21 protein-coding genes are annotated in these 22,476 nt (G+C 44.2%); 19 read left to right on the forward strand and 2 right to left on the reverse strand.

Features of this window, described 5'->3' with window-relative positions; all coding sequences use genetic code 11:
* Positions 1–30: 30 nt before the first annotated feature.
* The 9 genes from G596_RS0115555 (at position 31) to lgt (ending at position 8,561) form a co-directional block, all read left to right on the forward strand.
* Positions 31–1,833 carry a hypothetical protein gene (locus G596_RS0115555; RefSeq protein WP_022762751.1) on the forward strand — a complete coding sequence of 601 codons (1,803 nt, stop codon included), beginning with the start codon at positions 31–33 and terminating at the stop codon, positions 1,831–1,833.
* The gene (locus G596_RS0115560) at positions 1,826–2,287 is read left to right on the forward strand and encodes a hypothetical protein (protein ID WP_022762752.1); all 462 of its coding nucleotides are present in this window, start codon (positions 1,826–1,828) and stop codon (positions 2,285–2,287) included. Before G596_RS0115555 ends, G596_RS0115560 begins: the two co-directional genes overlap by 8 nt.
* A gap of 66 nt (positions 2,288–2,353) precedes the next feature.
* Complete coding sequence (locus G596_RS0115565; RefSeq protein WP_026671380.1) at positions 2,354–2,989, forward strand: endonuclease III domain-containing protein; 636 nt, start codon at positions 2,354–2,356, stop codon at positions 2,987–2,989.
* Positions 2,990–3,000: 11 nt separating this feature from the next.
* Positions 3,001–3,828: a putative ABC transporter permease gene (locus G596_RS22460; protein WP_022762754.1), complete on the forward strand. Its 828-nt coding sequence runs from the start codon at positions 3,001–3,003 to the stop codon at positions 3,826–3,828.
* A 14-nt stretch (positions 3,829–3,842) separates the two neighbouring features.
* Complete coding sequence (locus G596_RS0115575; RefSeq protein ID WP_022762755.1) at positions 3,843–5,129, forward strand: M18 family aminopeptidase; 1,287 nt, start codon at positions 3,843–3,845, stop codon at positions 5,127–5,129.
* Positions 5,129–6,421 (forward strand): SseB family protein, encoded by a 1,293-nt coding sequence (locus G596_RS0115580; protein WP_022762756.1) that lies wholly within the window; start codon positions 5,129–5,131, stop codon positions 6,419–6,421. The genes G596_RS0115575 and G596_RS0115580 overlap by 1 nt, the downstream gene beginning before the upstream one ends.
* Before the next feature lie 82 nt (positions 6,422–6,503).
* Positions 6,504–7,391: a chemotaxis protein CheX gene (locus G596_RS24000; RefSeq protein WP_022762757.1), complete on the forward strand. Its 888-nt coding sequence runs from the start codon at positions 6,504–6,506 to the stop codon at positions 7,389–7,391.
* A gap of 22 nt (positions 7,392–7,413) precedes the next feature.
* Complete coding sequence (locus G596_RS0115590) at positions 7,414–7,776, forward strand: response regulator (protein WP_022762758.1); 363 nt, start codon at positions 7,414–7,416, stop codon at positions 7,774–7,776.
* Positions 7,777–7,808: 32 nt separating this feature from the next.
* On the forward strand, positions 7,809–8,561 hold the full coding sequence (gene lgt, locus G596_RS0115595) for a prolipoprotein diacylglyceryl transferase (protein WP_022762759.1): 753 nt from the start codon (positions 7,809–7,811) through the stop codon (positions 8,559–8,561).
* A 1-nt stretch (position 8,562) separates the two neighbouring features.
* Here lgt and ymfI read toward each other — a convergent pair whose 3' ends face one another.
* Complete coding sequence (gene ymfI, locus G596_RS0115600) at positions 8,563–9,309, reverse strand: elongation factor P 5-aminopentanone reductase (RefSeq protein ID WP_022762760.1); 747 nt, start codon at positions 9,307–9,309, stop codon at positions 8,563–8,565.
* Positions 9,310–9,444: 135 nt separating this feature from the next.
* Between ymfI and trxB the strand changes: the two genes are divergently transcribed.
* The 3 genes from trxB to G596_RS0115615 all read left to right on the forward strand — a co-directional run bounded on the left by trxB (position 9,445) and on the right by G596_RS0115615 (position 14,309).
* Positions 9,445–10,380 carry a thioredoxin-disulfide reductase gene (gene trxB / locus G596_RS0115605; RefSeq protein ID WP_022762761.1) on the forward strand — a complete coding sequence of 312 codons (936 nt, stop codon included), beginning with the start codon at positions 9,445–9,447 and terminating at the stop codon, positions 10,378–10,380.
* A gap of 312 nt (positions 10,381–10,692) precedes the next feature.
* Complete coding sequence (locus G596_RS0115610) at positions 10,693–12,012, forward strand: C40 family peptidase (protein WP_026499495.1); 1,320 nt, start codon at positions 10,693–10,695, stop codon at positions 12,010–12,012.
* Between the two features lie 251 nt (positions 12,013–12,263).
* Positions 12,264–14,309, forward strand: coding sequence for an alpha-glucuronidase family glycosyl hydrolase (locus G596_RS0115615; RefSeq protein ID WP_022762763.1), 2,046 nt, complete (start codon positions 12,264–12,266; stop codon positions 14,307–14,309).
* Between the two features lie 43 nt (positions 14,310–14,352).
* On the opposite strand, the gene hpf is transcribed toward G596_RS0115615, so the two are convergent.
* Positions 14,353–14,883: a ribosome hibernation-promoting factor, HPF/YfiA family gene (gene hpf, locus G596_RS0115620; protein ID WP_022762764.1), complete on the reverse strand. Its 531-nt coding sequence runs from the start codon at positions 14,881–14,883 to the stop codon at positions 14,353–14,355.
* 502 nt (positions 14,884–15,385) lie between these two features.
* Here hpf and G596_RS0115625 point away from each other — a divergent pair.
* The 7 genes from G596_RS0115625 (at position 15,386) to G596_RS0115655 (ending at position 22,352) form a co-directional block, all read left to right on the forward strand.
* Positions 15,386–16,564 (forward strand): acetyl-CoA C-acetyltransferase, encoded by a 1,179-nt coding sequence (locus G596_RS0115625; protein ID WP_022762765.1) that lies wholly within the window; start codon positions 15,386–15,388, stop codon positions 16,562–16,564.
* Between the two features lie 128 nt (positions 16,565–16,692).
* Positions 16,693–17,487, forward strand: a complete 795-nt coding sequence (locus G596_RS0115630; protein WP_022762766.1) for an enoyl-CoA hydratase-related protein — start codon at positions 16,693–16,695, stop codon at positions 17,485–17,487.
* A 19-nt stretch (positions 17,488–17,506) separates the two neighbouring features.
* Positions 17,507–18,382, forward strand: coding sequence for a 3-hydroxyacyl-CoA dehydrogenase family protein (locus G596_RS0115635; RefSeq protein ID WP_022762767.1), 876 nt, complete (start codon positions 17,507–17,509; stop codon positions 18,380–18,382).
* Positions 18,383–18,497: 115 nt separating this feature from the next.
* On the forward strand, positions 18,498–19,658 hold the full coding sequence (locus G596_RS0115640; RefSeq protein ID WP_022762768.1) for an acyl-CoA dehydrogenase: 1,161 nt from the start codon (positions 18,498–18,500) through the stop codon (positions 19,656–19,658).
* A 54-nt stretch (positions 19,659–19,712) separates the two neighbouring features.
* Positions 19,713–20,504: an electron transfer flavoprotein subunit beta/FixA family protein gene (locus tag G596_RS0115645; RefSeq protein ID WP_022762769.1), complete on the forward strand. Its 792-nt coding sequence runs from the start codon at positions 19,713–19,715 to the stop codon at positions 20,502–20,504.
* 46 nt (positions 20,505–20,550) lie between these two features.
* On the forward strand, positions 20,551–21,597 hold the full coding sequence (locus tag G596_RS0115650; protein ID WP_022762770.1) for an electron transfer flavoprotein subunit alpha/FixB family protein: 1,047 nt from the start codon (positions 20,551–20,553) through the stop codon (positions 21,595–21,597).
* A gap of 575 nt (positions 21,598–22,172) precedes the next feature.
* Entirely contained in the window at positions 22,173–22,352 is a 180-nt protein-coding gene (locus G596_RS0115655; protein WP_022762771.1) for a hypothetical protein, read from the forward strand.
* Positions 22,353–22,476 lie beyond the last annotated feature (124 nt).

The raw sequence follows: 22,476 nt of genomic DNA on the forward strand, positions 1-22,476 counted from the left end.
GTTTTTTTTCTTTATGCAGAGGGTTACGTTTTGAAGGGGATTTTTTTCAAAAAGATTTGTAACACGGTAGTTGCTGTCAGCGTTATGGCGGCTGCCATAAATGTGAACATGGCGGATTCTTTATCCGTATGTGCACAGGAGGTGTCATCAGGGGATTCCTTTGAGATATCCGATAATTTTGCGACACTGTCCGAGAAGCCTGACGGAGCATCCGAAGACACCGGTGAAGAGGCTGCGGAATTATTTATAGTTCCCGAGCCCACACCGCTTTCCGAGACAGGTGAGAATGTGTCTTCTCTTACGGTGCAGGGTACACCTGATGCTACGTTTGTTTATGACGGAGCGGAGCATACCGTTACTGTGAGCCTTGCCGGATCGGCGAGTGACGATCAGGGCAATACCTACACCATAGAAGGCGCGGGCGGAGCAGCAACCGTTACGGTTACAGCTAAAAATGTGAAGGACAATAGCTTTGCAATTACTGACCTCACAGGAATTACCGTTACTACGAACGGGGCCACAGTGGTCACTCCTTCATCACTTACGGTTAATGCCGCTGTCATTACTAAGAAGGACGTCACGCTAAGGTCCATGAATCTTTTGAAAACCTATGACGGAAAGCCTTTGGAAAACGGCGAAACACCTCTTGCTGAGGAGACCGGATGGGCTGACGGAGAAGGTGCTTATTACTCCTTTACAGGCAGCAGGACTGCAATAGGAACCGGAATAAATGAGTTCACCATAACTCCAAAAGACGGAACTGATTTTGATAACTACAATATCACCAGAGTATTCGGAGATATTTCAGTTGTAGAGAGGACTGAAGATCAGAAGTACATAATTACCGTTGAGGCCGGCAGCAGCACTGTGAAGTACAACGGCAGTCAGCAGAGCGTATCAGGGTATGTCCTTGAAGGCAGAAGCAGTTCCGATTTTCAGGTAAACGGGACAGGAGATCCGTCCCAGGTTCTTACTGTTACTATAGGTGATTCGACTTTTAATGTAACAGGAATTGCAGCATCCGCTGCAGGCAAGAACGCCGGAGAGTATTCAGTGGATATCACCGGTTCACCTGTTGTAAGGGATGCGGAAGGCAGTGATGTAACAAGCCAGTTCCGATTCGAGTTTAAGCCCGGAAAGCTCACCATAGAGAAAAGGTATGTGGTACTTACTTCTGCAAGTGCAAAGAAAAAGTACAATAATAAGACCTTAAAGAAGCACAAGGTTACTGTATCGGGTGACGGTTTTGCCGAGGGCGAAGGCGCAACCTATGAGTTTACCGGTAAGCAGAAGGAAATAGGCGAGAGTTACAACTACTTTACTTATAAGCTTAATGACGGCACGCTTGCCGATAATTATGACATAGAAAAGGTTCCCGGAGTTCTGAAGGTTAAAAAGCCCGATGATGTGGCTATAAACGAGGAACCTAAGTATTACGATGACGATGATAACGACAGTACTTCTTCCGAAGATACAAGTAGTTCGGGGGAGGCGCAGAATACCGCAAGTAATGCACAAAGCGCTCCTGCAAGTGGACAGAGTGCATCAGGCGAGCAGGCCGGGGCAAATATAAATCCTGCTGAAGCTGCTCCCGCGGATACCGCTAATGCGGGTGTGAACGACCCGAATGTTCTCGGAGCTAAGAGAGGCTCGGTAACTGTCGATATCGCCAATCCCACAAATACCGGGAATAAGAAGAACGTTCTTGGAGCAAGAAGAGGTGCCACGGACGACAGCACCGGTATGGAAAGGCATATAATAGTATTTGCAGCTGCGGTTGTACTGATGGCAGCTCTAAAAATAAAAAGGGACAAGAGACTTAAAAATGACTGATTCAGAATCACGTATTTATGGAAAAAATTTAATCTGTGTATGTGTTAATGAGGCATCCGAGAGAGATATAAACGGAGTTCTATGGACACCCTACGAGGAGGAACCGCTCACCTTTAACAGCGGCTATGAGATGATCATGCTGATGGACAGGCTCTATGATAACTGGGATTTCCCTCAGCGCACGACCTCCTACAGAACCTTCGGACAGAAGGATAAGACGAGGGATTATCACAATCCCAATTCTATAAGGAAGAGAGAGCCGATAAGAAGCCTTAAGACCTACAGAGGTGAGAAGGCAACATTCCTTGTACAGGTGAAATTCAGACAGAACAGTTCCTGGCAGGGGCAGGTACTTTGGTCTGAGAAGAAAAAGACTGTACATTTCAGAAGTACGCTCGAGCTGCTTAAACTTATGAACAGCGCACTTGAGCAGGGCAATTTATCAGAAGAGTAATGAAAAAAGTCCGGGAGGCTGTTGCTTTTCGGACTTTCTTATGCATACCCTTTTAGCAGGTTTGATATGAATAAAAAACAGTTGGCACTTGAGGTCATAGAGAGACTGAAAAAAGAATATCCCGATGCGGACTGCACCCTTGATTACAGCGAAGCCTGGCAGCTTCTTGTGAGCGTAAGGCTTGCTGCGCAGTGTACAGATGCCAGAGTCGATCAGACTACACCTCTTTTATATGCAAAATTCCCGACAGTGGAGGCTCTTGCAGCTGCGGATCCTGATGAGATAGAAGAGATAGTTCGTCCCTGCGGACTCGGCAAGTCCAAGGCAAGGGATATCAGTGCGTGTATGAAGGTTCTTCACGAGAAGTATAACGACAACGTGCCGGACAATATGGAGGAGCTCCTTGCACTTCCCGGAGTAGGCAGAAAGAGTGCTAACCTTGTGCTCGGGGATGTTTTCGGAAAACCGGCGATTGTCACGGATACTCATTGCATAAGGCTTTCCAACATGATAGGCCTGGTGAATGACATAAAGGATCCTGCCAAGGTTGAGAAAGAACTGTGGAAAATCGTACCTCCCGAAGAGGGCAACAGCCTTTGCCACAGATTTGTTTGGCACGGAAGGGCAGTCTGCATTGCCAGAAGACCGCAGTGTACATCCTGTTGTCTTAAGGATATCTGTAAATACGGAAAAAAGATTTAGGAGCATGATTTATGCTGATAAGTAAGCTATTTATTGAGTTTATGATATACAGCTTCGTTGGATGGATATATGAGTGTATCTACTGCACAGTCAAGGAAGGACACTGGAGAAACAGAGGGTTTCTCTTTGGGCCCTTGTGTCCGATTTATGGTACAGGTGCTGTAGCGTGTGAAGTGGTATTCGGGTATCTTCCCTTTTTCAGAGGAATACCCTACAACATGATTCCTCTCTGGAAAATATTCGTGATCTGCGCACTTGGAAGTGTCGTGCTTGAATACAGCACCTCATATTTTCTCGAGAAGAGATTCCACGCAGTCTGGTGGGAATACAATGATATTCCGCTCAACATCAACGGACGTGTATGCGTTCCGGCAACCTTGGGCTTTGGAGTAGCCGGAATACTTGTTACAAGATTTGTTCTTCCGTTTTCGGAAAACATAAAGGCTATGATTCATCCATTTGTTGCAGAGATTGTGGCGCTTTTACTTATGGCTTATCTCGCGGCGGACCTTGTGCTTACGGTTTCGAGTTTGATACATCTTTTGGATATCGTAGAAGGCGCTATGGCTCAGTTTGATGATAAGATGGAGGGTGTCTATATGACGGCTGCATCAACTCCCGCCAAGGCCAAGGAAGCAATATCTACGGTTCCGCAAAGAGCGATGGAAGCTATTTCCACAGCGGCAGAATCGTTGGACTTCAGACAGAAGTATCTGCTTAACAATATTAAGAATTTCAGGTTCAAGAGACCGGTACTTCGCGGCGGAAAGAGCCTCAATACAGAAAGAATGTCAGAGTTCTATAAAGGACTTCAGGATAGAATAAGAACAGGAAAATAAGAAGGTAGTAAGTTATGAAAAAAACAGTAAAAGGATTGACGGATTTTATTAAGAAAAGTCCCACCGCTTTTCATGCGGTAGCAGAGCTTAAGGAGAGACTTCTTTCAGACGGTTTTACTGAGCTGTCCGAGAATGAAAAGTGGAAGCTTAAAAAAGGCGGAAAATATTTTGTGACAAGAAGCGAATCTTCCATTATTTCATTCAAACTTCCAAAGAGCGATTACAAGGGCTTTTACATGATCGCAAGTCACAGCGATTCACCCTCCTTCAAGATCAAGGAGAATCCCGAGATCGATGCAGTCGGAGCTTATGTCACTCTCAATGTTGAAAAGTATGGCGGAATGCTCTGTGCGCCTTGGTTTGACAGACCGCTCTCCGTTGCGGGACGAGTTATGGTAAGAAAATCAGCAGGTTCCATAGGCGTGGAATCAAAGCTTGTGAATGTTGATAAGGATCTTGTGATGCTTCCTTCTCTTGCAATCCACATGGACAGAGAAGCAAACGATGGTCACAAATTCAATGCACAAAAGGACATGCTTCCGATTTTCGGAGATGAAAAGAGCAAGGACAAGTTCATGTCTGTAATTGCAAAGGCAGCAGGCGTTAAGGAGAAGGATATCGTATCGCACGATCTTTTCCTCTATAACAGAGTAGAGCCCAGTGTCTGGGGAGCTTCCGAGGAGTATGTATCAGCCGGAAGACTTGATGATCTTGAGTGCTGTTATGGTTCTTTTGAAGGATTTATGAGCGCTGAGAACAAAAAGAATGTTATAATGCATGTTGTATATGATAACGAGGAGGTTGGAAGTACCACAAGACAAGGTGCAGCTTCCACATTCCTCAAGGATACTCTTGAAAGGATAAATGACAGCTTTTCAAAGACAAGAGAGGATTATCTTGTTTCTATAGCAAACAGCTTCATGGTATCTGCGGACAACGCGCATGCGGTTCATCCCAATTATGCGGAGAAAGCGGATCCGGTCAACAGACCTCAGATGAACAAGGGTATCGTAATTAAGTACAATGCAAATCAGAAGTATACAACGGATGCGGTATCCGGAGCTATTTGCAAGATGGTTTGCGAAAAGGCAAAGGTTCCTTATCAGACCTTTACCAACAGATCCGATGTGGCAGGAGGTTCAACTCTCGGCAATATTTCGGGTACACAGGTTGCGGTCAGAACAGTGGACATAGGTATGGCGCAGCTAGCTATGCATTCTCCCTATGAGACGGCAGGCGTACTTGATGTGGATTACCTCATTGGATTTTCAAGGACATTTTTTGAGAACGGAGATTTTTAATGGGCATTTTTAATTTTTTAGGTGGTAAGAAAAATAAAGAAGAGGAAGAGGCACTCTTAGAGCAGCAGGAAGCTGAGAGAAAAGAGCAGGCGATTTCCGAGCTTAAGGAAAAGCATAAGGAGCTCGGATGGCCGACTCCCGGAAAGCTCAACCCCGTAAAGACAGAGGGAATGGAAGAGGTTTCCTTCGAGGATCCTCTTACCGATGAGCGAAAGGATGAGATCGGAGAGCTTGTATATGAAGAGAATTTAAACCCCGAGACCATAAAGTTCTTCTCTCTTCAGGAGCTTTTATTCCTTCTGACTGTGCAGGAGAAATTCAATAAGGTTGCTCCTCTTCCGGGCTACGAGGCAAATCACAGGAAAGTTTACAACGAGATACTCGGAAGAGTCCGCGATGCGAGAACTCTGTATGTTCTTTTTGATAAGACTACAGGCTATCCCTTCATTGATCACGGTTACATAAACATCTATTCAAGTGAAGAGTACGCTGAGGAAGCTGTAAAAGTATTTGCAAAGCAGTTCAGACAGCTAGCCGTTCGTCCCTGCAAGGCAGACAATGAAGCCGAGTCAGCCAGCGAGAGAAGAACCTTCTTCGATTATCTGTACTATCTCGGAATCGAGAATTTTATCGTGGATAACGGCTATTACAGAGCACACTTTAAGAGAAACGAGATTGTTGCAGCACCCGATGACTGGGGCGGAAACGGTGACAAATCACCCAAGAACCCTGCGCTTGTATTTGCGATCCTTGATTTCCTCGGAGAGGCGAGATGGCCCGTTAAGTATGAAAAGAGAGAAGAAGTACTTAAGGCCAAGGAGATGCGCATGGCTACAGCAGCGCAGGCTGCTAAGTACATTGTTCCCATGCAGCATGAGGGACCTGTCGAGGTGCTTGATGACGGAAGATTCAAGTTTACAGCAGATACTAAGATTCGTTTCCCTGAGATCAAGAGTACTGATGAAAAGCACTTCCTTCCGGTTTTCACTGACGGAATCGAGTTTTCAAAGATGTTCAGAAACACCGAATACAGAGGAGCTGTATTTGGGTTTGCAGATATTCTCAAGTTTGTGGGAGATAAGGCCGGAGTTATTATCAATCCCGCCGGCGAGAAGATAATGATCCCGAGAGAGAGAATGCTTGCGCTTCACCTTGTGGGCCAGGCTGCAGAAGCTAAGAAGGGCGGCAGTAAGCCCGCAAAGAAAAAGCTTTCCGAGACAGAGGCAGCTATCCAGTCTGCTATGAGCGGAAAGGGAATAGCTTCGAAAAACACTGACGAAGAGCAAGACTAATATGTACCTTGAAGGTACGAATTGTGGTATCATGTATATAACTTAATTTTGCTTGATTCTTTACAGAACATGGAGGGGTGTTATGTTTGATCGAATCATGGGAAAATATCTGCTTGAGAAGGGCAGACTTACCAAAGAGCAGTTGTCTGCAGTTTACCAGATTCATGAGTCAAAGCGAGCAAAGCTCGGGGTTATAGCAGTAAGTGAGAAGCTTATGACTGTTGCTCAGGCTGAGGAGATTAACGCTCTTCAGGCGACAATGGATAAACGTTTCGGCGATCTTGCGGTGGAGAGAGGTTATCTGACCGAGATGCAGCTTGGATATCTTCTTTCTCTTCAGGGCAACGAGTTTCTTACCTTCACGTCGGCGCTTGTGGAGAAAGGACATATGACGCTTGAGGATGTTGATGCTATTTTGAAAGAGTATCAGCAGGAAAAGCAGATGTCGGATGAACAGATGACAGCGCTTAAGAATTGTGATGTCGATTTCATTGTACCGATTTTTACAGGTACGGATGATACCGAATATAATGATATTTTCAGATATGGAATAAAGAATATCTACAGGCTTGTGGATGCTCATCTTGCAATAGATAATGCATATACTGCCGGGAATGTTAAGGGTGAGTGCATTGCTTACCAGGTATTCTCCGGCGATATCAGTGCTACGGTGGCGCTTGTCGGGAAAAATGAGGAACTTCAGAAAATGGCGAAGGGCTATACCAAGGAGGAATTCATTGAGACCGAGGAAGATGCGCTTGATGCAATGTGTGAGCTGATCAATTGTATAAATGGTTTGTATGCTACCGACAGAAGTAAAAAGGGCAAGAAGATTGATCTTGATCCGCCTTACTTTATAACAAAGTTTGGTGAGATTGCGGGAGACCAGTTCAGAGTTATGCCGGTTTACTGCTGCGGTGCACAGGGACTTCTTGTTGTTGCGTTAGGCGGTAATGTTACTGTTAAGTAATGTTTTATAGAGGAGAGGGGCTATGGCAAACATTCTTATAGTTGATGATTCCAGAACATCCAGACGTGTTTTAAAGGATATGCTTGAGAGAAACGGGCATGTTGTTGTTGCTGAAGCTACGAATGGGCAGGAAGGGTTTAACGACTACGGCAAATACAATCCCGACATTGTTACGATGGATATTACCATGCCGGTTATGGATGGTATTGAGGGCTTGAAGCTGATCCACAAGTCATACCCGGATGCAAAGGTTGTTATGATTACTGCCGCAGGGCAGAATGAAAAGGTCAAAGAGTCGCTGGAGAATGGCGCGATTGAGTTTATCACCAAACCTCTTGATGAGGATAAGGTGATAGCAGCGATTGATAAAGTGATGAAAAAATAATTGCTTTAGATCAATACCGGAAATGAGGAATTATGTTTAATGATATTAAGATAGGTCCTGTTACATTACACATGTACGGCCTTATGATAGCTGTAGGATTTCTTGCAGCGCTCATGATTGTACTGAAAAGGGGAAAAAAGAAGGGCCTGTCTGAAGATACAATTTATGGTATTTTCTACTGCGCAATTATCGGAGGCCTGCTTGGATGCAGGCTTCTGTTTTATATTGTGGAATTCCCGAATATACTCAAAAATCCTTCTATACTATGGGATTTTGCAAACGGCTATGTCGTATACGGAGGAATAATCGGAGGAACCCTAACCAGCCTTATCTATGTGAAAACAAGGCACGAGGAATTCTTAAGATACTTTGATGTGGTAATGCCGGCTGTTGCGATTGCACAGGGCTTTGGAAGAATCGGATGCTTCTGCGCTGGCTGCTGCTATGGCGCAGAGACCACAAGTCCGTTTCATGTAGTGTTTACACACTCGGACTTTGCACCCAACGGAGTACAGCTGATTCCTACACAGCTTATGTCCTCCGCCGGCGATTTCCTTATAGGTCTTTTCCTTATATGGTATTCCGGCAAGACTGATGTAAAGGGAAGAACGGCATCGATGTACCTTATCCTTTACGGTGTCGGAAGATTTATCATCGAATTTTTCCGCGCAGATTACAGAGGAAGTCTTGGAGTATTTTCAACCTCCCAGATTATCTCCTTCGTAATCGTTGCGATTGGAGCAGGCATGTACGCCCTCGCTCCCAAACTGGAGATGCGGTTTTAAATTAAATCCATCCCCCATCAATAGTAATAACTTGTCCCGTCATATACTTTGGCGCAGTAGCAAGGTTAACCGCAAGTTCAGCGACTTCTTCCGGTTTCCCGAGCCTGTCCGCAGGTATCTCCGAGGCAAGATCCATAAGCTCCTCCTCTGACAGATGGGAGGAATTCATCTCGGTATCAATTACTCCGCAGGAGATTGCATTTACCGGAATATTGCTGGGAGCAAGCTCCTTGGCAAGTGCTTTTGTGAAGGAATTGACGCCTCCCTTAGAGGCTGAATACGCAACTTCGCAGGAAGCACCGACATTTCCCCATACGGAAGAAATATTTATTATGCGACCTTCGCCGCTCTGCAGCATGTGCGGAACGGCGTTTTTACATATATAAAATACAGAATCAAGATTGGTACCTATGATATCGTGCCACTCATCCGAGGTCATATCGGTCAGAAGACCATACCAGGCAATCCCTGCATTGTTAACAACAATCTGAGGGAAGCCGATCTTCATGGTATTCATTTTTTCAAACATTAAGCTTACGCTTTTTTCATCCGAGACATCACAGCAAAATGTTTCCGCGATGATCCCGCATGTCGAAGCAAGAGAATCGGCGAAAGCGGTAAGTGAATCTATATTGTTTTTACAGCAAAGGAAGAGATTATAGCCCTCTTTTGCGAAAGCTTCGGCTATGGCTTTTCCTATTCCTCTTGAAGCACCTGTGATAAGCACAGTACCTTTATTTGAATGCATGGCAGTCTCCTAAAATCATTTTTTTATATAATAACACAAAAAGGTATTTACAAATTTAGGAGATGGTATTATTATTTGGATAAACAAAAGATTGTACACAATGTAATTGCAAAATATTTATAGGAGGCTTTTAACATGAAAGATCTTATTATCATAGGTTCGGGCCCGGCAGGCCTTTCAGCAGCAGTTTATGCAAAGAGAGCAGGACTTGATACTCTCGTTATTGAAAAAGATCCCGTATCGGGCGGACAGATTTTAATTACATATGAAGTAGATAATTACCTGGGACTTCCCGGAATCAACGGTTTTGATATGGGAATGAAGTTCCGCGAGCATGCCGATAAGCTCGGAGTTGAGTTCGCTGAAGGATGTGTTTCTTCTATATTAATGGAAAAAGAAGGCACCGATACCCAGGCACCTGTTTTCAAAGTTGTTACGGATCTCGGTGAATATGAAACAAAGTCTGTAATTCTTGCAACAGGAGCTTCTCATAATAAGCTTGGTATCAAGGGAGAAGAGGAGTTCACCGGAAGAGGCGTATCTTACTGCGCAACCTGCGATGGCGCATTTTTCAGAAATAAGGTAGCTGTTGTTAATGGCGGCGGAGATGTTGCAGTTGAGGATGCTATTTTCCTGGCAAGAGGCTGCAGCAAGGTTTATCTGGTGCACAGAAGAGATGAGCTTAGGGCTGCCAAGATCCTTCAGGATGAGCTTCTGGCACTTCCCAATGTTGAAGTTATTTGGGACAGCGTTATCGAAGAAGTTAAGGGAGACAACAAAGTTACTGCGGTTTCCGTTAAGAATGTTAAGACAGGTGAAACACAGGATGTTGCCACTGATGCATTATTTGTTGCAATCGGTATCCATCCGCTTACAGAGAGCTTCAGCGGCCTCTGCGATATGGATGAGAGCGGATATATAATTGCCGATGAGAGCGGTGCTACTTCAACACCCGGTATTTTTGTGGCAGGCGACTCCAGGAAGAAGCGCCTTCGCCAGATTGTTACCGCTGTTGCAGACGGTGCAAATGCCGTTACATCGGTTCAGGATTTCTTTGTGGGTAAAAAGTAAGGAAAATATTATTTGGGAAAAGTTTTCCAAGCCGCTAGTTTATTACCTAAAAAGGAAACTGATTCGGTCAATTTACAATTTCTTGTATCTGGAAAAAAATTATCCACAATATATTGAAATTCCCGCAAGCCGCATGGATACTGGGCTTGCTGGCGTTTTAAATTGAGTTAATAGATTCGTCAATTTGAAAAATGGCTTATTTAAGCCTTGCAATTTTACGCGAAAATGTTTAAGAAAGGTTGACAAATCGAACGAGACAGAGTATATTGTTAAAAGATGTAACAAATTTGTAACAAATTTTGGAGGTTTGTTTTGCGAAAGACTAGAATGCAGCTTATAGCGATGGGGGTCGCTGCAGCCGTAACAGTTGGAGGAACTGGTATGAATGCTAGCGCTTCGTCATCTAAGGTGACAAATGTACTGCCTTCCGCAGGAATAAGCTATGCGCTTACAGGAGATTCAGTATCTCTCTCTAATCTCGCTGATGAGAATTCGGATGAAGCAGCAGAGCCCGATATTCAGGAATCTGCTGTTACTATAACAGAAACTACTCCTCTTGCATCAACTTTGCAGGAGAATATCCTTAATGATATTCAGAAGGCTACAGGTGCCACAATTCCCGCAGAGGAGCCCGGAACAGGTACAGAGGACAACTCTGAGGAAGAGATGACAGCTGAGGAGAAGGAAGAGGAGCGTTTTAAGTCCCTCGTAATTGCTAACGTTAATGATTATGTTAATGTTCGTGATAACCCGAGTGAAGAAGATGGCGAGATCATCGGTAAACTTTACGATGATTCCGTTGGTACTTTTATTGAAGAAGTAGACGGCTGGTACAAGATTAAGTCCGGTCGTGTTGAAGGATATGTTAAAGCTGAGTACTGTGTAACAGGTGAAGACGCTGTTGAACTTGCTAAGGAAGTTGGTAAGCGAATCGCTACAGTTACAACTACTACTCTTAAAGTTAGAAGTGGCCCCAGCACTGATGATGAAGTGCTTGGTCTTGTTCCTATCGAGGACGAACTTGTTGTAACCGAAGAGCTTGATGGCTGGGTTAAGGTCAGCATCGAGGAAGGTGAAGGTTATGTATCAATGGATTATGTAGAGCTTTCTACAGAGTTCGTTGAGGCTGAGTCCAAGGAAGAAGAGGAAGCTCGTCTTAAGAAGGAAGAGGAGGCTCGTAAGGCTGCTCTTGCTCAGGCTAAGAAGAATACTAAGAGTTCTTCATCCAATGATGGCGGAAGCTCTAAGAGCTACAATTCAGCTGCAAGCTACACAACACAGTCAAGTTCAATCGGATCTGCAGTTGCATCTTATGCACAGCAGTTCGTTGGTAATCCGTATGTATATGGTGGAACCAGTCTTACAAACGGTGCAGACTGCTCAGGTTTCGTTATGAGTGTATATGCTAACTTCGGCGTTAGCCTTCCTCACTCAAGTGGTGCGGACAGAAGTGTCGGCGCAGCAGTTGATGGTCTTGGAAATGCACAGCCCGGTGATATTGTATGTTACTCAGGTCACGTAGGTATCTACATTGGTGGCGGACAGATCGTACATGCTTCATCAGCTAAGACAGGTATCAAGATTTCAAACGCAAGCTACAGACAGGTTCTTTCAGTAAGAAGAATCTTCTAAAACATAAAAACAGAATTTCAAATACCGGTGGAATCATCCACCGGTATTTTTTTTGCCTTCCCTTTCCTTTGGGGGCACACGACACAAAGGAAAAAGCTTTGGCAGTAACGGCTCCGCAAAAATAGATACCGACAAAGCAATAAATGAGTTGAAGGATATACGAGCTATTGTTATATACTATAGTGAGCGATGAAAGGATAGTACCTTTTGTATCGCAATATCTTTTGAGTTTGGAAAGGAATGTGGTTTCTATGTGGGCACAATGCTGGCTTGATTATAAAGAAGATAAAGACCGGGTGGCCGGTTTTGATAAATATTTCGAAGGAGTGTATCTGCCATCTGAGACTGATGCGGCAGCTGCTTTTGAAGAGATAAAAAGAGCTGCGGATATCTGGTTTGGAAAAACAGTAAAAACTTCAGAAGAAGAGTCTGCGGGTATTGTTCTTAAGATTATTTCCGCAGATGAATTCCTTGGTTATGTGGAAAACGAGGGCACAGAACTTCAGAAAAAGAGTGCGGAAGATTCTGATATTTTAAGAGATTCTTATAGAATATCAAGAAGTGAGGATAAACTCGTCATAGAGGCTACAGCGAGAGAAGGACTTATCTTTGGTGCTTTTCGTCTGCTGGAGCTTATTAGACTTGGGAAGATAGATGAAGGAAGGCGCGTTACAGAGGTCCCGTCCAACCCCATCCGAATGCTTGATCACTGGGATAATATGGATGGCTCCATTGAGAGAGGATACTCAGGCAATTCATTTTTCTATGAAAAAAATGAGATCATAATAGATGACAGGACAAGAGACTATGCCCGTCTTCTTGCATCAATGGGTATAAATGCCGTTGCGATCAATAACGTTAATGTTAAGGATGCTGCTACTGAGCTCATCGGAGACAGATATATTGCGAAGGTTAAGGAGCTTTCGGATCTCTTTAATTCTTACGGCGTAAAGATGTATGTGTGTATCAATTTTGCAAGCCCTATAGATACTCCTATAGGCTCAGCTGATCCCTTAAAGCCCGAGGTTCAGGAGTGGTGGAACAAGAAGGCTAAGGAAGTGTATGAGAAGGCTCCTACGCTTGGTGGATTCCTTGTTAAAGCTGATTCTGAGGGCAGACCCGGTCCCATGACCTATGGAAGAACTCAGGCCGACGGTGCTAACATGCTCGCGAAGGCTTTGGCTCCCTTTGGTGCTACGGTCATCTGGAGATGCTTTGTTTACAACTGCCAGCAGGACTGGAGAGATCTGACTGTAGATCGTGCCAAGGCAGGGTATGACTACTTTAGTCAATTGGATGGCGGTTTCGCTGATAACGTCATTTTGCAGATAAAAAACGGACCGATGGATTTCCAGGTAAGAGAACCTGTATCTCCACTTTTCGGCGGGTTATCAAAGACACGCCAGATGCTGGAGGTTCAGATTGCACAGGAGTACACCGGCCATCAGATAGATCTGTGTTATCTTATGCCCTGGTTCAAGGAGATACTCTCTTTTGATACATACCTTCCTGATGTGAAAGACTCCACTGTTGCGGGCATAATAAGCGGAAGAGCGGATAAGGCGCTTCGCGGCGGAATGGTAGCCGTAACAAATACGGGTAATGATGAGAACTGGACAGGAAATGATCTTGCAGCAGCAAACTTGTACGGCTTCGGACGCCTTGCATGGAATACGGAGCTTTCAGCTGAGGAGATTGTGGCAGAGTGGACAGCCCTTACTTATCCTATGCTTAAGGATGAAGACAAGAAGGTTATCTGCGAGCTTGAACTTGGCTCCTGGAGAACTTATGAGAATTATACATCGCCTCTTGGCATCGGCTGGATGGTAACACCTCATGACCATTACGGTCCCAGTGTCGAAGGTTATGAATATGACAGATGGGGAACCTATCACCGTGCAGACTGGCAGGGAATAGGCGTAGAGCGTGGACCTGAGGGTACCGGCTATGCACTTCAGTACAGATCTCCCAACAAGGAGAATTTCTCTAAGCCGGAGACTACCCCCGAAGAACTCTTGCTGTTTTTCCATAAGACACCCTATAAACACGTCTTAAAGTCAGGAAAAACGGTTATTCAGCATATCTACGATACACACTTTGAGGGCTACGAAGAAGCTCTTGCAATGCAGAAAAAGTGGCAGAGTCTTGAAGGTAAAGTGCCTGCACGCGTTTTTGATAATGTATCCGAGAGATTTGAGAGACAGGTCAGAAATGCACGTGAATGGTGCGACATCGTGAACAGTTACTTCTTCCGCAGATGCGGAATCCCTGATGAGAAGGGAAGAAAAATATACTAAAATCAAAAATCCCCCGGCTTTGCCGGGGGATTTATAAGTTTTCTCAAACTTCTGGCTCGATTAAGCCATATGTATTTCCTTTTCTCTTATAGACTACATTTGGCTGGTCTGTCTCAGCGTTTATGAATACGAAGAAGCTGTGTCCCAGAAGCTCCATCTGAATAGCTGCGTCCTCAACGTACATGGGCTTAAGATCAAACTTCTTTACACGCTCGATTCTGATTTCCTCATCATCGAAATCATCATTTTCAATGTATTCCTTCTTGAAATTACTGATCTCAGTCTGATGCTTGTTAACGAGTTTGCTTCTGTATTTTTTGAGCTGACGTTCTATGATCTCCTCCACAAGATCTATTGAAACGTACATGTCGTTACTGACTTGCTCGGATCTGATGATCTTACCCTTGACGGGAATGGTAACTTCGATCTTATGGCGATCCTTGTCAGCGGTTAATGTTACATTGATGTTGGTTTCCGGGGTGAAGTACTTTTCAAGCTTTCCGATTTTTTCCTCCACGGCGGATCTCAGTCCGGGTGTTACATCGATGTTTTTTCCAATAATAGTGAATTTCATGCGATCATCCCCTTTGCAGTGTATTATGGGTTAGAATTCTGTCAGACAAAATCCTAAATTTATAAACAAATTATAGCATTCTTACAATCGAATGTGCAATTTAATAAAAGATAGTTTACAAATCTTTAATTTTTGTGGATGTCGCACAAAAAATATGTTCGCTTCAAAATTGTGTAAACCTGATTTTTAATGTGGATAAATGTGGATGGTGTGGATAACTTCGTGTATAAGTCGAAAAATAGGCATTTCAATTTCAAAAATTGTGGATAACTTTTTAAGACTTTCTTAAATTTAATCCAATATTTTATATTGACTTTTAGATTTATGGGCAAATAGAACATCTTAACAAAAAATTTACAAAAAAAGAGTGTATTGTCTGTCCTTTTCCTTGCATAGAAAATCGCATGCATGCTATAATATATTCGTTGTGACAAAAAAATAACAAGCAACAAAAAATACAATTAAATGCGGACAAAATAGTCCCGAAACGGAGGTATCATCTATGGCACAGAAGGTAGTATTAGCAGGTGCTTGCAGAACTGCTATCGGTAAAATGGGCGGCGCCCTTTCAAACACACCGGCTGCAGATCTTGGTTCAATTGTTATTAAGGAAGCTCTTAACAGAGCAGGAGTTAAACCGGAGCAGGTTGACGAGGTACTTATGGGATGTGTTATCCAGGCTGGTCTTGGCCAGAACGTAGCTCGCCAGGCTTCAATCAAGGCAGGTCTTCCTGTTGAGGTACCGGCTGTTACTATCAATGTTGTTTGCGGTTCAGGTCTTAACTGCGTAAACATGGCAGCTGAGAAGATTTTATCAGGTGATGCTGATATCGTTGTTGCAGGTGGTATGGAGAACATGTCAATGGCTCCTTTCGCACTTGACAAGGCTCGTTTCGGTTATCGTATGAATAACGGCGTATTAAAGGATTGCATGGTAAATGATGCTCTTTGGGATGCATTCAATGATTACCACATGATCCAGACTGCTGATAACGTAGCAGAGCAGTGGAAGCTTACAAGAGAAGAGCTCGATGAGTTCGCACTTAACAGCCAGCAGAAGACTGAGGCAGCTCAGAAGGCTGGTAAGTTCAAGGATGAGATCGTTCCTGTAGAAGTTAAGGTTAAGAAGGACACAGTTGTATTTGATACAGATGAAGGCCCTCGTCCGGGATCTACAATGGAAGGTCTTGCAAAGCTTCGTCCTATCAACAAGGATGGCGTTACAACAGCAGGTAATGCTTCAGGTATCAACGACGGCGCAGCAGCTATCGTTGTTATGAGCGAAGAGAAGGCTAAGGAGCTCGGCGTTAAGCCTATGGCTACTTGGGTAGCAGGAGCTCTTGGCGGTGTTGATCCTTCTATCATGGGTGTTGGCCCTGTAGCAGCTACAAAGAAGGTTCTTGCTCGCACAGGTCTTACAATTGATGATATCGATATTTATGAGGCAAACGAGGCTTTCGCAGCTCAGTCTGTAGCTGTTGGAAAGGATCTTAATTTTGACCTTTCAAAGCTTAACGTTAACGGTGGTGCAATTGCACTCGGACACCCTGTTGGAGCATCAGGATGCCGTATTCTTGTTACTCTTCTTCATGAGATGCAGAGATCTGACAAGAAGCGTGGTCTTGCTACTCTTTGCATCGGTGGCGGCATGGGTTGTGCAACTATCGTTGAGAGAGACTAATTAAATGCTAAAAGGAAACGGATTTTTCCGTTTCCTTTTTATACGAAAAAAGAATTTACGGTATTTAGGCAGGCTTAAGGTTCTGCTGATATACCTAAATTATAGAAACGAACAAGGAGGCAAAGAAAATGGGATTTGTAAATGTTGAAGTTAAGGACAAAATCGCTGTTCTTACAATCAACCGTCCTGAAGCACTCAATGCTCTTAACAGCCAGGTTCTTGATGACCTTAATGCTGCTCTTGATAGCATTGATGTGAACACAGTAAGAGCTCTCGTTCTTACAGGTGCAGGCGAAAAGTCATTTGTAGCAGGTGCTGACATCGGCGAGATGAGCACTCTTACAAAGGCAGAAGGTGAAGCATTCGGTAAGAAAGGAAATGATGTTTTCAGAAAGCTGGAGACATTCCCCATTCCTACAATCGCAGCAGTTAACGGCTTTGCTCTTGGTGGCGGCTGCGAGATTTCAATGAGCTGTGATATTCGTATCTGCTCAGACAACGCTATGTTTGGTCAGCCCGAGGTTGGTCTTGGAATCACTCCCGGATTCGGCGGCACACAGAGACTTGCTCGTCTCATCGGTGCAGGTATGGCTAAGCAGCTTATCTATACAGCACGCAACATCAAGGCTGACGAGGCATACAGAATCGGTCTTGTAAATGCAGTATATACACAGGAAGAGCTTCTTCCTGCAGCTGAGAAGATGGCAAACACAATTGCAGCACAGGCTCCTATCGCAGTTCGTGCATGCAAGAAGGCTATCAACGATGGACTTCAGCTTGATATCGATAAGGCAATTGAGCTCGAGGAGAAGATCTTCGGCGATTGCTTCGAGACAGAAGATCAGCGTGAAGGTATGGCTAACTTCCTTCGCAAGAAGGACGACCCGAAGAAGGTTAAGGTTGTAGATTTCCAGAACAAATAACTTTTAGGAGGATATATAAATGAAAGTAGCAGTAATTGGCGCAGGTACAATGGGAGCAGGTATTGCTCAGACATTTGCACAGGCAGACACAGTAGATAAGGTTTATCTTTGTGACATTAAGACAGAGTTCGCTGAGGGCGGCTTTGCTAAGATTAAGAAGAGCATCGACAAGATGGTATCTAAGGGAAAGATCGATCAGGCTAAGGCTGATGCTATCATCGGCAAGATCCAGACAGGTCTTAACGACATCTGCACAGACGCTGATCTCGTAGTTGAGGCAGCTCTTGAGGTTATGGATATCAAGAAGAACCTCTTCAAGGAACTTGAGGAGAACATCGTAAAGAATCCTGATTGCATTTTTGCATCTAACACATCATCTCTTTCAATCACAGAGATCGGTGCAGGACTTCCGAAGCCCGTTATCGGCATGCACTTCTTCAATCCCGCTCCTGTTATGAAGCTGGTTGAGGTTATCCAGGGTGCTAACACACCTGAGTCTGACGTTGAGAAGATCAAGAAAATCTCTGAGGATCTTGGCAAGACTCCCGTTCAGGTTAACGAGGCAGCTGGTTTCGTAGTAAACCGTATCCTTGTTCCTATGATCAACGAAGGTATCTTCGTATATTCAGAAGGCGTTTCCGATATCCAGGGCGTAGACACAGCTATGAAGCTTGGCTGCAACCATCCTATGGGACCCCTTGAACTCGGTGACTACATCGGACTTGATATCGTTCTTGCAATCATGGACGTTCTCTACAAGGAGACAGGTGATTCCAAGTATCGTGCTTGCCCTCTTCTTCGTAAGATGGTTCGTGGTAAGAAGCTTGGTGTTAAGACTGGTATCGGTTTCTACGATTACAGCGACGGCGGCAAGGTTCCCACTGATAAAAAGTAAAAGTAATCACTTGGCGCCGTCCTTTGGCGCCTAGTGTACTACTTTGTTCTGGCGAAGGGCTTTGCCCTGAGAGCAGAATTTTCTTAGACAACAATTCATTTAGGAGGATATTTTCATGGATTTTCAGTTAGATCAGCAACATGAAATGGCGAGAGCTCTTTTCAAAGAGTTTGCAGAAAAAGAAGTTAAGCCACACGCTATAGATGTGGATGAGACAGAGGTATTCCCTATGGAGACCGTTAAGAAGATGCAGAAGTACGGTTTCATGGGTATCCCGATTCCGAAGGAATACGGCGGACAGGGATGTGATCCTCTTACATACGCTATGTGCGTAGAGGAGCTTGCAAAGGTTTGCGGTACAACAGCAGTTATCGTTTCCGCACACACATCACTTTGCTGCGATCCTATCATGACATACGGTACAGAAGAGCAGAAGCAGAAGTACCTTGTTCCCCTTGCAAAGGGTGAGAAGCTCGGTGCTTTCGGTCTTACAGAGCCCATGGCTGGTACAGATGCTCAGGGCGTTCAGACCAAGGCTGTTCTTTCAGAAGACGGTAAAGAGTGGATCCTTGATGGTTCTAAGTGCTTCATCACAAACGGTGAGGTTGCTGACGTTTATATCATCATCGCTTACACAGATATCGTTGAGGATAAGAGAGGCAGAAAGACAAAGAAATTCTCAGCATTTATCGTTGAGAAGGGAACACCCGGGTTTACATTCGGTACTAAGGAAAACAAGATGGGTATCCGTGGATCATCCACATACGAGCTCATTTTCCAGGATTGCCACATTCCTGCTGAGAACCTTCTTGGCGCTAGAGGAAAGGGCTTCCCGATCGCTATGCACACACTTGACGGTGGACGTATCGGTATCGCTGCACAGGCTCTTGGCATTGCTGAGGGCGCTCTTGATCGTACAATTGAGTACGTTAAGGAGAGAAAGCAGTTTGGTCGTTCAATCGGTCAGTTCCAGAATACACAGTTCCAGCTTGCTAACATGGCTACACAGTGTGAAGCAGCTAAGATGCTTGTTTACGCAGCAGCAGATGCTAAGAAGAACAAGGATCGTTACTCTGTAGAAGCTGCTAAGGCTAAGCTTTTCGCTGCAGAGGTTGCTATGGATGTTACAACCAAGGCTGTTCAGCTTCACGGTGGTTATGGTTACATCAGAGAGTACGAAGTAGAGAGAATGATGCGTGATGCTAAGATCACAGAGATCTACGAGGGTACATCTGAGGTTCAGAGAATGGTTATCAGTGGAGCATTACTTTCCTAATATCCGGAACCATTCACAAAGGACTATTTACAATTTTTAATAAGGAGAAAACAAATGAAAGTTGTAGTTTGCATAAAGCAGGTGCCCGATACAAAGGGCGGGGTTAAGTTTAAACCCGATGGAACACTCGACAGAGGAGCAATGCTTGCAATCATGAACCCTGATGACAAAGCAGGTCTTGAGGCAGCTCTTCGTCTTAAGGATGAATATGGCGCAGAAGTTACTGTTGTAACCATGGGTCTTCCCAAGGCTGAGGCAGTTCTTCGTGAGGCTATGGCAATGGGTGCTGACAAGGCAGTTCTTGTTACAGACCGCGTACTTGGTGGTGCTGACACATGGGCAACATCTTCAACAATCGCAGGCGCACTCAGAAACCTTGAGTATGATCTCGTAATCACAGGCCGTCAGGCTATCGATGGAGATACAGCTCAGGTTGGACCTCAGATTTCTGAGCACCTTGGACTTCCTGTAATCTCTTACGCTGAGGAGATCAAGGTTGACGAGAAGGCAAAGACTGTTGTTGTTAAGCGTCAGTTCGAGGATCGTTATCACATGGTAGAGGCTAAGATGCCTTGCCTTATTACAGCTCTTGCAGAGCTTGGCGAGCCCAGATACATGACTCCCGGCGGAATCTTCGATGCTTTCGAGAAGGAAGTAACTGTTTGGGGAAGAGCAGATCTTAAGGATGTTGAGGATTCTAACCTCGGTCTTAAGGGATCACCTACTCAGATCGCTAAGGCTTCCGATAAGGTTAAGAAGGGTGCCGGCGAGAAGATCGTTGCTGATTCAGCTGATGAAGCAGTTGATTATCTGTTCGGAAAACTCGAAGAGAAGCACGTTATATAATACCTGCGTAATAGCAGCAAATTAGTTATAAAAAGGAGAACAAAACATGTCTTTAGAAGAATATAAGGGTGTATTTATATTTGCTCAGCAGGTAGACAATGAGCTTTCAGGCATTGCATTAGAGCTTCTGGGCAAAGCAAAAGATCTTGCTAATGATCTTGATGAGAAAAAAGTAACAGCAGTCCTTCTTGGTGACAAGGTAGGCAATCTTGTAGATACTCTTGCAGAGTACGGCGCTGACCGTGTAATCGTTGTTGACGATCCTGAACTTAAGGATTATCGTACAGAGCCTTACACACACGCACTTGCATCTGTAATCAACGAGTACAAGCCGGAGATCCTTCTTGTTGGTGCTACAGCAATCGGACGTGACCTTGGTCCTCGCGTATCTTCACGTGTTCACACAGGTCTTACAGCTGACTGTACACAGCTTGATATCGGTGATTTCCCGCTTAACCCTGTAGAGGGTCAGGAGCAGAAGCATAAGCAGCTCCTTATGACTCGTCCGGCATTCGGTGGTAACACAATCGCTACTATCGCTTGCCCTGACTTCCGTCCTCAGATGGCTACAGTACGTCCCGGCGTTATGCAGAAGATTGCTCCTGTAAAGGGCGCTAAGGCTGAGGTTGTTGAGTACAATCCCGGATTTACAGAGAATGCATGCTATACAAAGATCCTTGAGATCGTTAAGGCAGTTTCAGAGGTTGAGGATATCCAGGAAGCTAAGATCCTTGTATCTGGCGGACGTGGAGTTGGAAGCCCTGAGAACTTCAAGATCCTTGAGGACCTTGCAAAGGTTCTTCACGGAACAGTATCTTGCTCACGTGCAGTTGTAGATTCAGGCTGGAAGCCGAAGGATCTTCAGGTAGGTCAGACAGGTAAGACTGTTCGTCCTAAGGTTTACTTCGCAATCGGTATCAGCGGAGCTATCCAGCACGTTGCAGGTATGGAAGAGTCAGATCTCATCATCGCTATCAACAAGGATGAGAACGCTCCTATCTTCGATGTAGCAGATTACGGTGTAGTAGGCGACCTTAACAAGATCGTTCCTGCACTTACAAAGAAGCTTGAGGCTGCACTCGCTGAAAAGTAATCACTTGGCGAGGGCTTTAGCCCGAGGGCAGAACTTTCATATTATATGACTTTAAGAGGGCTGTGGATCCACAGCCCTTTATCATTTTGTCTGGATTTATGTGTGGGTATATTGGGATGTCTTTTGGCGTGGTGGCGGTAATTACCAGGATAGAAACTAAATGGCAGAAATCTGGGTATGGTTGTAAAAATATAATACCAAAATATATATGAAATAAGAGATATATTGGCTTAAGGGAAAGTTTATGTTACCAAGATGGAAGTAAAATGGGAGATATCTGGGTATTGTAGTTGAGATTTATTACCAAGAAAGATGGGAAATAAGAGATATCTTGGTTTATTGAGAGGTTTTTACTACCAAGATGTAAACAAAATGAAAGATATATAGGTTGAGATAGTAGGATTCTTCTTCAAGCTATATGTGGAACACAGTGATATGTATACAACACAGATACCAGATGTCGATGATCTCTGTGAAATAAAAGAAAAGTATAAAAACACAGAAGCAATTATCACATGAATCTGTGGAATAGAAAGGGCATAGCAAAACACAGATGTCTTTATATGAGGTAATCTGTGTTTTGGAAAATAAGGGTAAAAACACAGACAATGGTTTTAGAAAGAATCTGTGAAATAAGAAGAAATGGAAAAAACACAGCTGACAGACAAAAGTCCATCTGTGAAGCGTGTGAAAATGCAAAAATCACAGATGGGAAGTGGTATAAATGGATGAAGATGTGTCAAACAGCTAAATAAAGGGAAAATGTTATCGAATTTTTATATATTATAAATTCTCCCTTTATAATCTGAAAAAAGCTATATGATAGAATAGAATTTAAGTAAGAATGGTGTTTTCTGAACCTATGCAAGACAAAGAATC

It is taken from the genome of Butyrivibrio sp. AD3002, from assembly GCF_000420905.1.
Lineage (GTDB): Bacteria > Bacillota > Clostridia > Lachnospirales > Lachnospiraceae > Butyrivibrio.